Here is a 12,956-nt window from a genome sequence, read left to right as displayed (position 1 = left end):
ACGCGGGCGATAGTAGGAGCCGTGCTCATAAGACTTCTCCGAACCCACCTGCGGCCCTATCGAAAACCCATCGCGCTGCTCGTCCTGCTGCAGTTCCTGCAGACCTGCGCGAGCCTCTACCTGCCGACCCTGAACGCGGACATCATCGACAACGGTGTCGTGAACGGGGACACCGGCTACATCCTGCGCTTCGGCGCCCTGATGGTCGGCGTCTCCGTCGTCCAGGTCGTCTGCAACATCGGAGCCGTGTACTACGGCGCGCGCACCGCCTCGGCGCTCGGCCGCGACGTGCGCGGCGCGGTCTTCGACCGGGTGCAGTCCTTCTCCGCGCGGGAGCTCGGCCACTTCGGCGCCCCCTCGCTGATCACCCGTACGACCAACGACGTCCAGCAGGTCCAGATGCTGGTCCTCATGGCGTTCACCCTCATGGTCTCCGCGCCCATCATGTGCGTCGGCGGCATCGTGATGGCGCTCGGCCAGGACGTCCCGCTGTCGGCCGTGCTGCTCGCGGTGGTGCCGGTCCTCGGCGTCTCCGTCTCGCTGATCGTGCGGAAGATGCGGCCGCTCTTCCGGACCATGCAGACGCGCCTCGACACGGTGAACCGGGTGCTGCGCGAGCAGATCACCGGCAACCGGGTCATCCGCGCCTTCGTGAAGGACGGGTACGAGGAGGAGCGCTTCCGGGGTGCCAACGGCGAGCTGACCGACGTGTCGATGGCGACCGGGCGGCTGATGGCGCTGATGTTCCCGACGGTGATGACCATCGTGAACGTCTCCAGCGTGGCCGTGGTCTGGTTCGGCGCGCAGCGCATCGACAGCGGCGGGATGGAGATCGGCGCGCTGACCGCCTTCCTCGCCTATCTGATGCAGATCGTGATGGCCGTGATGATGGCCACCTTCATGTTCATGATGGTGCCGCGCGCCGAGGTCTGCGCGGAGCGCATCGAGGAGGTCCTCGGGACCGAGACGAGCGTCGTGCCGCCGGCCGAGCCGGTGACGAAGCTGCTGCGGCGCGGGCACCTGGAGGTCAGGAGCGCGGACTTCCGGTACCCGGGCGCGGAGGAGTCGGTCCTCAAGGACGTGGCGCTCGTCGCCCGGCCCGGTGAGACCACCGCGATCATCGGTTCGACGGGCAGCGGCAAGTCGACGCTGCTCGGGCTCGTGCCCCGGCTGTTCGACGCCACCGGCGGCGAGGTCCTCGTCGACGGCGTCGACGTGCGGAAGCTCGACGCCGCCCTGATGGCGAGGACCGTCGGGCTCGTCCCGCAGAAGCCGTACCTGTTCTCGGGGACGGTGGCGACGAACCTGCGGTACGGGAAGCCGGACGCGACCGACGAGGAGCTGTGGCACGCCCTGGAGGTCGCCCAGGCCGCCGACTTCGTACGGAAGCTGGAGAACGGTCTGAACGCCCCGATCGCGCAGGGCGGCACCAACGTCTCCGGCGGGCAGCGGCAGCGGCTCGCGATCGCGCGGACGCTCGTGCAGCGGCCGGAGATCTACCTCTTCGACGACTCCTTCTCCGCGCTCGACTACGAGACGGACGCCCTGCTCCGGGCCGCGCTGGCCCGGGAGACGGCCGACTCGACCGTGGTGATCGTCGCCCAGCGCGTGTCGACCATCCGCGACGCCGACCGGATCGTCGTCCTCGACGAGGGCCGGGTCGTGGGCACCGGACGGCACCGCGAGCTGATGGCGGACAACGAGACGTACCGGGAGATCGTGCTCTCCCAGCTGACCGAGGCGGAGGCAGCCTGATGGCCGGTCCTGGCGGACGCATGATGGCCGGTGGCGGCCCCGACCAGCGGTCGATGGACTTCAAGGGCTCGGGCAAGCGGCTGCTGAAGCAGCTGGCGCCCGAGCGCAAGACGCTCTGGGTGATGCTGATCGCCGGCGTGCTGTCGGTGGCGGCCTCCGTGGTCGGACCGAAGATCCTCGGCAAGGCGACGGACCTGATCTTCGCGGGGGTCGTCGGGCGGAACATGCCCGAGGGCGCCACGAAGGCGCAGGCCCTGGAGAAGCTCCGCGCCTCCGGCGACAGCGGCATGGCCGACATGCTGTCCGGGGTCGACTTCACCCCCGGCCACGGGATCGACTTCGGCGCGGTCGGCGAGGTCCTGCTGTGGGTCCTCGCGATCTACGTGGCGGCGGGCCTGCTCATGCTGGTCTCCACCCGCATGTCGATCAAGGTGATCAACCGGACGGTCTACCGGATGCGGGAGGACGTCCAGACGAAGCTGGCGCGGCTCCCCCTCTCGTACTTCGACAAGGCGAAGCGCGGCGAGGTGCTGTCGCGGGCGACCAACGACATCGACAACATCTCGCAGACGCTCCAGCAGTCGATGGGCCAGCTGATCAACTCGCTGCTCACGATCGTCGGCGTGCTCGGGATGATGTTCTGGATCTCGCCGCTGCTCGCGCTCGTGGCGCTGGTGACGGTGCCGGTCTCGGTGTTCGTCGCGGCGAAGATCGGCAAGCGCTCGCAGCCGCACTTCGTGCAGCAGTGGAAGTCGACGGGCGCGCTCAACGCGCACGTGGAGGAGATGTACACCGGGCACAGCCTGGTGAAGGTCTTCGGCCGGCAGGAGGAGTCCGCGAAGGACTTCCGCGAGCAGAACGAGGCGCTGTACGAGGCCGGGTTCAAGGCCCAGTTCAACAGCGGCGTGATGCAGCCGGTGATGTTCTTCATCTCGAACATCAACTACGTCCTGGTGGCCGTGGTCGGCGGTCTGCGGGTGGCGACCGGCACCCTGTCCATCGGTGACGTGCAGGCCTTCATCCAGTACTCCCGCCAGTTCTCGATGCCGCTGACGCAGGTCGCGTCGATGGCGAACCTGGTGCAGTCCGGTGTCGCCTCGGCGGAGCGGATCTTCGAGCTGCTCGACGCGGAGGAGCAGGAGCCGGACGCGGCGGCCGGCGAGAAGCCCATCGACCTCAAGGGCAAGGTCGCCCTGGACCAGGTGTCCTTCCGTTACGAGGCGGACAAGCCGCTCATCGAGGACCTGTCGCTCACGGTCGATCCGGGGCAGACGGTCGCGATCGTCGGCCCGACCGGCGCCGGCAAGACGACCCTGGTGAACCTGCTGATGCGGTTCTACGAGGTGACGGGCGGCCGGATCACCCTGGACGGGGTGGACGTCGCGAGGATGTCCCGCGAGGAGCTGCGCAAGGGCATCGGCATGGTCCTCCAGGACACCTGGCTCTTCGGCGGCACCATCGCGGACAACATCGCGTACGGCGCCACGCGCGAGGTGACGCGGGAGGAGATCGAGGAGGCGGCGCGCGCCGCGCACGCCGACCGGTTCATCCGGACCCTGCCCGAGGGCTACGACACGGTCGTCGAGGACGACGGGGCGGGCGTCAGCGCGGGTGAGAAGCAGCTGATCACCATCGCGCGGGCGTTCCTGTCCGATCCGGTGATCCTCGTCCTGGACGAGGCGACCAGCTCGGTCGACACCCGTACCGAGGTCCTCATCCAGAAGGCGATGGCCCGACTCGCCCACGGGCGCACGTCGTTCGTGATCGCGCACCGGCTCTCCACGATCCGGGACGCGGACGTGATCCTGGTGATGGAGAACGGCTCGATCGTCGAACAGGGCACGCACGAGGAGCTGCTGGCGTCCGGCGGGGCCTACGCCCGGCTGTACGCGGCGCAGTTCGCGCAGGCGGTCGCCGAGGTCGACTGACGCATCGCGCCTTTTTTGGGGGGTGTCCTGCCTGACCGGCGGGGCACCCCCCTCGTCAGTCCAGGTAGCCCCTGAGCTGGTCCGCGTAGGCGTGGTCCCGCAGCTTGTTGAGGGTCTTGGACTCGATCTGGCGGATGCGTTCGCGCGTCACGCCGAAGATGCGGCCTATCTCCTCCAGGGTGCGGGGCCTGCCGTCGTCCAGGCCGTAGCGGAGCTGGACGACCTTCCGTTCGCGTTCGCCGAGGGTGGAGAGGACGTCCTCCAGGTGGCGGCGGAGCAGCAGGAAGGCGGCGGACTCGACGGGCGAGGCGGCGTCGCCGTCCTCGATGAGGTCGCCGAGGGCGACGTCCTCCTCCTCGCCGACGGGGGCGTGCAGGGAGACCGGTTCCTGGGCGAGGCGGAGGACCTCGCCGACGCGCTCGGGGGCCAGGTCCAGCTGGGCGGCGACCTCCTCGGCGGTGGGCTCGTAGCCGCGCTCCTGGAGCATGCGGCGCTGGACGCGGATGACCCGGTTGATGAGTTCGACGACGTGCACGGGGACGCGGATGGTCCGGGCCTGGTCGGCGAGGGCCCGGGACATCGCCTGGCGGATCCACCAGGTGGCGTACGTGGAGAACTTGTAGCCGCGCGCGTAGTCGAACTTCTCGACGGCCCTGATGAGGCCGAGGTTTCCCTCCTGGACGAGGTCGAGCATGGTGAGGCCGCGGCCCACGTACCGTTTGGCGACGGAGACGACGAGGCGGAGGTTGGCCTCGATGAGCTTGCGCTTGGCGATCCGGCCGAGGACGACGATCCGGTCCAGGTCGTACGCCAACTGCGTGTCCGGGTCGGGGGTGTTGGCGAGCTTCTCCTCGGCGAAGAGCCCGGCCTCGACGCGGCGGGCGAGCTCCACCTCCTCCTCGGCGCTGAGCAGCGGGATGCGGCCGATCTCGCGGAGGTACTGGCGGAAGAGGTCGGAGGAGGGGCCGTTGCCGCCGAGGTCGCCGGTACGGCGGCGCTGGACGGGTATCTCGGGGAGTTCGGCCTGCTCGTCCGTTCGGGTGGTCTGGATCTCGGTCTGCACGGCGGGCGACCTCCAGGAGGGGCGGAACGGCACCGTCACCCAGTGTGGGGTACGACACATCGCCGCCACGAGGGGCGTGCGGTGACTTTTTGAGACCGCCCTGTGACCGAGGGTGGGTCAGAGGGCGGCGGCTCCGTTGTTCCTCAGGGACTGCCCGTACTGGGTGAGGACCCACAGCTCGTTCTGCACGGCGGCGAGCTGCGCGGGGTCGCCGCTCGGGCCGAGCCGGGCGAGGGAGCCCTGGACGTCGCGGATGCGCCGGTCGACGGCGCGGAGACGGACGGTGACGAGCTGGTCGCCGGCGTAGGCCTCGTCGACGGTCTTGGCGAAGATCGTCTCGACGGCGAGTTCGGTGACGAGGGCCCGGACCGAGTCGTTGGGCGCGGCCTCGCGGACGGCGTCGAGGTAGTCGGAGGGGGCGCCGGTGGCGCCGCCCGCGTCCTGGACGCACTGCCGGACGGCCGCGTAGGGCGGGGCGGTGAACTCGTCGGTCCCGTAGGCGTCGAAGGCCGGGGAGACCAGTTCGGGGCGCTGGAGGGCGAGCTTGAGGAGCTCCCGCTCGGTGCGGTGGGCGGGGCTGCGCAGGTTGAGCGCGGGGCCCGAGGGGGCGGCGGCCGGGGCGGGGGTGTCGTACGTCCGCTGGGGCTGCCGGCGGTCGGGGGCCCGCTCGCCGCCCTGCCGCTGCCAGCGGGCGATCTGGGCGACCCGCCGGACCACGAACTGGGTGTCGAGGATGCCGAGCATGCCGGCGAGCTGGACGGCGACCTCGTGCTGCGAGGCGATGTTCTTGATCTTCGCGACGATCGGCGCGGCCTCGTCGAGCGCGGCGGCGCGTCCCGCCGGGGTCTCCAGGTCGTACCTGGTCACGATCTGGCGGAGCGCGAACTCGAAGAGCGGGGTGCGCGGCTGGACGAGTTCGGCGACGGCCTCGTCGCCCTTGGCGAGGCGGAGCTCGCAGGGGTCCATGCCGTCGGGGGCGATCGCGATGTACGTCTCGGCGGCGAACTTCTGGTCGTCCTCGAAGGCCCGCAGGGCGGCCTTCTGGCCGGCGGCGTCGCCGTCGAAGGTGAAGATGACGCGGGCCGAGCCGTTGTCCATGAGGAGCCGGCGGAGGATCTTGATGTGGTCGCCGCCGAAGGCGGTGCCGCAGGTGGCGATGGCGGTGGTGACGCCGGCGAGGTGGCAGGCCATGACGTCGGTGTAGCCCTCGACGACGACGGCGCGGCTGACCTTGGCGATGTCCTTCTTCGCCAGGTCGATGCCGTAGAGCACCTGGGACTTCTTGTAGATCGGCGTCTCGGGCGTGTTGAGGTACTTGGGCCCGTTGTCGTCGTCGCGGAGCTTGCGCGCGCCGAAGCCGACGATCTCACCGCCGACGTCCTTGATCGGCCACATGAGGCGGCCGCGGAAGCGGTCGATGGGGCCGCGGCGGCCGTCCTGGGAGAGGCCGGAGAGGATCAGCTCCTTGTCGGAGAAGCCCTTGCCGCGCAGGAAGCGGGTGAGGTGGTCCCAGCCGGCCGGGGAGTAGCCGACGCCGAAGTGCTCGGCGGCGGCCTGGTCGAAGCCGCGCTCGGCGAGGAACTTCCGGCCGATCTCGGCCTCGGGCGAACCGAGTTGGTCGGCGTAGAACTGGGCGGCGACCTTGTGCGCCTCGATCAGGCGGATGCGTTCCCCGCGCTGGTGGCCCGGGTTGTAGCCGCCTTCCTCGTACCGCAGGGTGATGCCCGCCTTCGCGGCGAGGCGCTCGACCGTCTCCGAGAAGGAGAGGTGGTCGATCTTCATCACGAAGGCGATGGTGTCGCCGCCTTCCTGGCAGCCGAAGCAGTGGAAGAGTCCCTTGCTGGGGCTGACCTGGAAGGAGGGCGACTTCTCGTCGTGGAAGGGGCAGAGGCCCTTGAGGTTGCCGCCGCCCGCGTTGCGCAGCTGGAGGTACTCGGACACGACGGCGTCGATCGGGACCGCGTCCCGTACCGCCTTCACGTCGTCATCGTTGATCCTGCCTGCCACGCATGAAGTCTACGGGTGAGCGGGGGCGATCAGATCAGGCTCTCCAGGGGTACGGAGGGGTCGGCGAGGGCCTCCGGGTCCACGGGCGTACGGGCGCGGATGAGCTTCTGGATGGGCTCTGTGACGTCCCACACATTCACGTTCATCCCGGCGAGGACCCGGCCCTCCTTGAGCCAGAAGGCGATGAATTCGCGCTTGCCGGTGTCGCCGCGGACCACGACCTGGTCGTACGTGCCGGGCGGCGCCCAGCCCGAGTACTCCATGCCCAGGTCGTACTGGTCGGTGAAGAAGTAGGGCACCCGGTCGTACGAGACGCGCTGCCCGAGCATGGCGCGGGCGGCGGCCGGGCCGCCGTTGAGGGCGTTGGCCCAGTGCTCGACGCGGAGCCGGGTGTGCAGGAGCGGGTGGTGGACGGCGGCGATGTCGCCGGCGGCGAAGACGTCGGGGTCGGAGGTGCGCAGGGACTCGTCGACGGCGACGCCGCCGCCGTCGGCCCGGTCGACGAGGGCGAGGCCCGAGTTCTCGGCGAGGGCGGTGCGCGGGGCGGCGCCGATGGCGATCAGGACGGCGTGGGCGGGGTGCTCCTCGCCGTCGTCGGTGCGGACGGCGAGGACCATGCCGTCCTGGCCGGTGATCTCGGTGAGCCGGGCGCCGAAGTGGAAGCGGACGCCGTGGTCGGTGTGCAGGTCGGCGAAGAGCTGGCCGAGCTCGGGGCCGAGGACCCGGTGCAGCGGGGTGGGGTCGGCCTCGACGATGGTGACCTCGGCGCCGTACTGGCGGGCCGCGGAGGCGACCTCGAGGCCGATCCAGCCGGCGCCCGCGATGACCAGGTGGCCGTTGTCGCGGCCGAGCTTCCTGAGTTCGTGGCGGAGCCGCTCGGAGTGGGCGAGCCGGCGCAGGTGGTGGACGCCGGCGAGGTCGGTGCCGGGGATGTCGAGGCGGCGCGGCTCGGCGCCGGTGGCCAGGAGCAGCTTGTCGTACGCGATGGCGGTGCCGTCGCCGAGGCGGACGGTGCGGGCCTCGCGGTCGATGGCGGTGACGGTCTGGCCGCGGTGGAGCTCGATGTCGTGCTGGGCGTACCAGGCGGCCTCGTGCACGAAGACGGAGTCGCGCTCCTCCTTGCCGGTCAGGAAGCCCTTGGAGAGGGGCGGGCGCTCGTAGGGGTGCTCGCGTTCGTCGCCGATGAGGATCACCCGGCCGTTGAACCCCTCCTCGCGCAGGGTCTCCGCCGCCTTGGCCCCTGCCAGGCCCCCGCCGACGATGACAAAGGTCTGATCTGCGTCGACCACGTCGATTCCTCCTCTTTGCGACCGGTTCCAACCTACGCCCCCGGGCGTTCGTCCCGTCGTACCTCCCCGGGCCGTGCCTGCGAGGGTCCCGTACGGAGGGAGGCGACGGAAGAGGGCCGTAGGTCCCCGGCGGGGGCGCCTACCGGGGGGCGCGGAGGCGGGCGTGGAGGGCCCGGGCGGAGGCGTCGGTGAGGTTGGCGATCTGGTCGACGATGACGCGCTTGCGGGCCCGGTCGTCGCGGGCCGTGTCGAACGCGGCCCGGAACTGCGGTTCGAGTCCGTCGGGGGCGCGGGTGACGAGCGCCTCGGCGAGCTCGGCGACGACGATCCGCTGGTCGGCGCGGAGCGCCTCCTGCTCGGCGCGCTGCATCACGTACCGGTCGGCGACGGCCTTGAGGACCGCGCACTCGTTGCGGGTGGCTCGGGGGACGACGAGCTCGGCGCCGTACCGGGTCAGACGGCCGGATCCGTGCCTCTCCCGGGTGGCGCCCTCGGCGGCGAGGCAGAAGCGGCCGATGAGCTGGCTCGTGGCGTCCTTGAGGCGGGCCTGGGCGACGGCCGAGCCGTCGTAGCCGTGCGGCCACCACTCCTGGTCGACGAGCCGGTCGAGGGCCTCGGCGAGCTCGTGCGGATCGGTGTCCTCCGGTACGTAGCGGCCGATGGCGACCGCGGCGATGTCGGCGCGCTCGGGCTCCGCGAAGAGCATGTTCGGGTCGATGTGCCCGGCGTGCAGCCCGTCCTCGAAGTCGTGCACCGAGTAGGCCACGTCGTCCGACCAGTCCATGACCTGCGCCTCGAAGCACTTGCGGTGGGCCGGGGCGCCCTGCCGGATCCACTCGAAGACCGGCAGGTCGTCCTCGTACACGCCGAACTTGGGCGAGCCGGGGTCCTCGGGGTGACCGCCGCGCGGCCACGGGTACTTGGTGGCGGCGTCGAGGGCGGCGCGGGTGAGGTTGAGGCCGACGCTGACGAGCTCGCCCTCCTCGTCCTTGACGAAGCGCTTCGGCTCGATGCGGGTGAGGAGCCGGAGCGACTGGGCGTTCCCCTCGAAGCCGCCGCAGTCCTTCGCGACGTCGTTCAGCGCCTGCTCGCCGTTGTGCCCGAACGGCGGGTGGCCCATGTCGTGGGAGAGGCAGGCGGCCTCGACGAGATCGGGATCGCAGCCGAGGGCGGCGCCCAGCTCCCGCCCCACCTGGGCGCACTCCAGGGAGTGCGTGAGCCGGGTGCGGGGGCTGGCGTCCCAGGCCTGGCTGCGCGTGCCGGGCGTGACGACCTGGGTCTTGCCGGCGAGCCTGCGGAGCGCGGCGGAGTGCAGCACGCGGGCGCGGTCGCGCTGGAAGGCGGTGCGGCCGGGGCGCTTGTCGGGCTCTGCGGCCCAGCGAGCGGTCGCGGTCTCGTCGTAGCCGGGGGTGTCGGTGATGTCCGTGCTGTCCTTGGTGTCCTCGATGCCTGCCATGCGTCGAAGGTAACCGGAGGGACCGACAGAAGAGCTCAGACGGTGGCGAGTTCCCTCACGCGGGCGGTGTCGTAGCGGTGGAGGACCAGCCGGGCGAGGGCCGGGTGGGCGCCCAGCGGGTCCGAGGCGATCCAGGGGGCGTCGGCGGCGACGCGGGCCGCGAAGAGGCCGGGGGCGGTGAAGCAGGACGCGACGGCGACGCGGCGACCGCGGGCTTCGAGGGCGCGGACGGCGTCGGGGACGGTGGGGGCGGCGGCGGAGGCGTACGCGGGGACGACGGGCACTCCGCCGAGACGCTCGCCGAGGAGGGCGGCGATCTCCCGGATCACGGCGCGGGAACGGGGGTCGCGGGACCCGGCGGAGGCGAGGACGACGCCGTCGCCTCCGCCCTCGCTCCAGCCCGCCTGGACGAGCCGGTCGACCAGGGCCTCGACGAGGAGGGGATGGGCGCCGAGGGGTTCGGCGACGCGGGCGCCCACTCCTGCCGCGGCGGCCGGCAGGTCGTGGGTGACGTGGTGGCCGGGGGCGAGGAGGAGGGGGACGAGGACGACGTCCCCGTCGGCGGCGAGGACGTCCTCGACCCGGGGGCTGTCGATCTCGATGTGCGCGAGCCGCACGTCGAGCCCGGGGCGCAGCTCCCGGACCCGGTCGAGGAGCCGGGCGAGGGTGGCCCGGGCCCGCGGGTCACGGCTGCCGTGGCCCACGGCGACGAGGGCGGGGGCGTCGGTCATGGGCGCTGGGCCTCCTCTTCGGACGTCTGGTGCTGCTCGGGCTTCTGGTACTTCTCCTGCCGGCGGCCGTACGGACGCACCTCGGCCAGTCGTGCCGTGAGCCGTCCGGCGATCCTGCCGAGCAGGCCCGCGGCGGGGGCGAACGCGCTGTCCGGGTCCGTCATGCGCCGATCGTCGCGGGGCCGCGTTGCCTGGCCGTTTCGGACGCGTGACGTGTCTTTGGCGCCCCCCTCACGCCGGCCGGACCGCGCGTGTGCCGGTGGCACCCCGCGCGGAGGGCGCCGAGAATGGGAGGGCCGGACGGGGTGCGGACGGCGCCCGCGGATCCGGCAGGGACCAGGTGATCGCGCATGTGCCGATGGCTCGCGTACTGGGGGACGCCCGTCCTGCTCGACACGATCCTGTACAAGCCGGCCCACTCGCTGATCGACCAGAGCCTGCACTCCAAGCTGGGCGTGGAGACCACCAACGGCGACGGGTTCGGAGTCGGCTGGTACTCGGCGCACAACGACACCCCCGCGCTGCTGCGGGACGTCGGCCCCGCCTGGAACAACTGGAACCTGCGGGAGCTCGCCGACCACGTCCGGTCGCCGCTGTTCTTCGCCCACATCCGGGCGTCGACCGGGACGGCCGTGCAGCAGTCGAACTGCCATCCCTTCCGGCACGGCCGCTGGATGTTCATGCACAACGGCGCCGTCGAGGGGTTCCCCCGCATGCGCCGTGAACTCTCGATGCTCGTCGACCCGGGGCTGTACCCCGACATCGAGGGCACCACGGACTCCGAGGTGATGTTCTACCTGGCGCTCACGTACGGGCTCGACCAGGACCCGCCCGCCGCCGTCGCCAGGATGGCGGGCGTGGTGGAGCGGGTCGGCCGGGACCACGGGGTGGAGTTCCCGCTCCAGATGACGCTCGCCCTCACGGACGGCGAGCGCGTCTGGGTCTTCCGCTACTCCAGTGCGCGCGCCTCCCGTTCGCTGTTCTACAGCAGCCGGGTGGACGCCCTGCGCAGGCTCCACCCGGACATCGGGTTCCTGCGGCACGTGTCGGACGAGTCGCGTCTCGTCGTCTCCGAGCCGCTCGGGGACCTGCCCGGCGCGTGGAACGAGGTGCCGGAGAACAGCTACGGCGTCGTCCAGCCGGGGAACGACGAGCTGCACCGGTTCGCTCCCGTGGCGGCGTGACGCCGCCACGGGAGCGGTGCCTGCTACACGCCCAGCCAGACCCGGAGCGGTCCCAGCTCCCTGAAGCCCGCCTCGCGGGCCGGCGGCAGGTCGTCGCCCGACTCGTAGCCGACGGCCGGGCGGTCCCCGGGGGCCGAGGCGAGGACGCCCGCCCACACGGCGGACGGGTCCGTGCCGTCCGTGGCGAACAGGTTGGAGACGCCCGTGACGCGGGCGCTCGCGCTGAGGACGCCGCCGCCGAGGATCCGGCCGTCGTCCCCGTACCCCGCGACGACGGTCGTCGCCGGATCCGCGAGGAGCTCCGGGCGGAAGAGCTCCGCGTCCTCGGCGTCGTCGCCGCTCCAGGCCATGGCCCAGGCCGCGAGCTCCTCCGGGGTGCGGACCGGGCGCCAGTCGCCGGGGGCGGCGGGGACCGCGAGTCCGGCCGGACGGTGGATCCAGCTCGCCTCGAAGAGGAGGCGGAAGCCCTCGGCGGTCAGGTCCACGCGCGCGTGGCTGTCCTTGACCGAGGCGCCGGGGGTCGTGCGGTCGATGCCGCTCAGGAGGTCCGCCGCCCCCGCGTCCTCGGTCAGCGTCACCGCGTCCGGGTAGTACAGGGGGGTGCGGACGGCGCTGGTCCAGGCGCGAGGACCGAAGGTTCCGGTGAGGCCGTGGGCGCGGCACATGGCCTGGCACCACTCGGCGTTGTTGCGGACCGCGTCCCCGAGGACGTCATCGATGATCATGGGCGCGATCGTACGAGGGTGTCGCCCCTCCCCTCCCCTCTTTTTTCCTTCCGAATCACGGAATATCTTTTCCGTTATGAGAATGTCCCCGCCCGCGCTCCCCCGGCGCGCCGCAGCCGAGTTCATCGGCACCGCCTCCCTCGTCGCCGTCGTCGTCGGCTCCGGCATCCGCGCCGACTCCCTGAGCCAGGACACCGGCGTCCGGCTGCTCGCCAACGCCGCCGCGTCCGCCCTCGGCCTCGGCCTGCTGATCGCCCTCATCGGCCCGCTCTCCGGTGCCCACTTCAACCCCGTCGTCACGCTCTCCGAGTGGTGGTCCCGGCGCCACGAGAGCAAGGGGCGCGACGTCCTCGCCTACATCGCCGCCCAGCTCGCCGGGGCCGTCACCGGCGCCCTCCTCGCCGAGGCGATGTTCGGGCGGGCGCCCGGCGCCTGGGCCACCGAGCCGCGCTCCTCCCTCCACCTGCTCCTCGGGGAGGCCGTCGCCACCGCCGGACTCGTCCTCGTCGTGCAGGGCCTGCGGCACATCGGCCGCCCCGGTCTCGCCCCGGTCGCCGTCGCCGGATACATCGGCGCGGCCATCTGGTTCACCTCCTCCGGCTCCTTCGCCAATCCGGCCGCCACCCTCGGCCGCTCCTTCTCCGACTCCTTCACCGGCATCGCCCCCGCGTCCGTGCCCGCGTTCGCCGCCGCGCAGCTGCTCGGCATGCTGCTCGGGATGGGCCTCGCGGGTGTGTTGTACGGAACAGGCGGCGCGTCCGGCGAACCGAACGCCGCCGAAGCGCGTCGGACGGGGTGACAGAACGCAGCCCCACCAC

At 71.9% G+C, this 12,956-nt stretch carries 11 protein-coding genes; 4 read left to right on the top strand and 7 right to left on the bottom strand.

Annotated elements, in window-relative coordinates; translation table 11 throughout:
• The first annotated feature begins 21 nt into the window (after window positions 1-21).
• Both ACFYX3_RS13485 and ACFYX3_RS13480 read left to right on the top strand, forming a co-directional pair.
• Window positions 22-1,755, top strand: coding sequence for an ABC transporter ATP-binding protein (locus tag ACFYX3_RS13485; protein WP_389012156.1), 1,734 nt, complete (start codon window positions 22-24; stop codon window positions 1,753-1,755).
• Entirely contained in the window at window positions 1,755-3,683 is a 1,929-nt protein-coding gene (locus ACFYX3_RS13480) for an ABC transporter ATP-binding protein (RefSeq protein WP_389012152.1), read from the top strand. The genes ACFYX3_RS13485 and ACFYX3_RS13480 overlap by 1 nt, the downstream gene beginning before the upstream one ends.
• A gap of 55 nt (window positions 3,684-3,738) precedes the next feature.
• Here the strand turns inward: ACFYX3_RS13480 and ACFYX3_RS13475 are convergent, their stop codons facing one another.
• From ACFYX3_RS13475 to ACFYX3_RS13450, 6 genes are all read right to left on the bottom strand, one after another.
• Window positions 3,739-4,746 carry an RNA polymerase sigma factor gene (locus ACFYX3_RS13475; protein ID WP_389012148.1) on the bottom strand — a complete coding sequence of 336 codons (1,008 nt, stop codon included), beginning with the start codon at window positions 4,744-4,746 and terminating at the stop codon, window positions 3,739-3,741.
• A gap of 117 nt (window positions 4,747-4,863) precedes the next feature.
• A complete protein-coding gene (dnaG, locus tag ACFYX3_RS13470) occupies window positions 4,864-6,753 on the bottom strand; it encodes a DNA primase (RefSeq protein ID WP_389012145.1) in 1,890 nt (629 codons plus the stop codon).
• 29 nt (window positions 6,754-6,782) lie between these two features.
• On the bottom strand, window positions 6,783-8,042 hold the full coding sequence (locus ACFYX3_RS13465; RefSeq protein WP_389012142.1) for an NAD(P)/FAD-dependent oxidoreductase: 1,260 nt from the start codon (window positions 8,040-8,042) through the stop codon (window positions 6,783-6,785).
• 139 nt (window positions 8,043-8,181) lie between these two features.
• Window positions 8,182-9,498: a deoxyguanosinetriphosphate triphosphohydrolase gene (locus ACFYX3_RS13460; protein WP_376593707.1), complete on the bottom strand. Its 1,317-nt coding sequence runs from the start codon at window positions 9,496-9,498 to the stop codon at window positions 8,182-8,184.
• Between the two features lie 35 nt (window positions 9,499-9,533).
• A complete protein-coding gene (locus ACFYX3_RS13455) occupies window positions 9,534-10,229 on the bottom strand; it encodes a sirohydrochlorin chelatase (RefSeq protein WP_389012138.1) in 696 nt (231 codons plus the stop codon).
• Entirely contained in the window at window positions 10,226-10,393 is a 168-nt protein-coding gene (locus ACFYX3_RS13450) for a hypothetical protein (RefSeq protein WP_389012135.1), read from the bottom strand. Before ACFYX3_RS13450 ends, ACFYX3_RS13455 begins: the two co-directional genes overlap by 4 nt.
• Window positions 10,394-10,579: 186 nt before the next feature.
• On the opposite strand from ACFYX3_RS13450, the gene ACFYX3_RS13445 reads away from it, so the two are divergent.
• Window positions 10,580-11,413: a class II glutamine amidotransferase gene (locus ACFYX3_RS13445; RefSeq protein WP_389012132.1), complete on the top strand. Its 834-nt coding sequence runs from the start codon at window positions 10,580-10,582 to the stop codon at window positions 11,411-11,413.
• Window positions 11,414-11,436: 23 nt separating this feature from the next.
• Here ACFYX3_RS13445 and ACFYX3_RS13440 read toward each other — a convergent pair whose 3' ends face one another.
• Window positions 11,437-12,138: a hypothetical protein gene (locus ACFYX3_RS13440; RefSeq protein WP_389012129.1), complete on the bottom strand. Its 702-nt coding sequence runs from the start codon at window positions 12,136-12,138 to the stop codon at window positions 11,437-11,439.
• A gap of 76 nt (window positions 12,139-12,214) precedes the next feature.
• Here ACFYX3_RS13440 and ACFYX3_RS13435 point away from each other — a divergent pair, with 76 nt between their 5' ends.
• On the top strand, window positions 12,215-12,937 hold the full coding sequence (locus ACFYX3_RS13435) for an aquaporin (RefSeq protein WP_389012126.1): 723 nt from the start codon (window positions 12,215-12,217) through the stop codon (window positions 12,935-12,937).
• The last annotated feature ends 19 nt before the right edge of the window (window positions 12,938-12,956 follow it).

Origin of the sequence: Streptomyces sp. NPDC002463, from assembly GCF_042889835.1 — a bacterium.
Classification (GTDB): Bacteria; Actinomycetota; Actinomycetes; order Streptomycetales; family Streptomycetaceae; genus Streptomyces; species Streptomyces nymphaeiformis.
The sequence above is the reverse complement of the archived record's forward strand: the minus strand, read 5'-3'. Positions and strand labels throughout refer to the sequence as shown.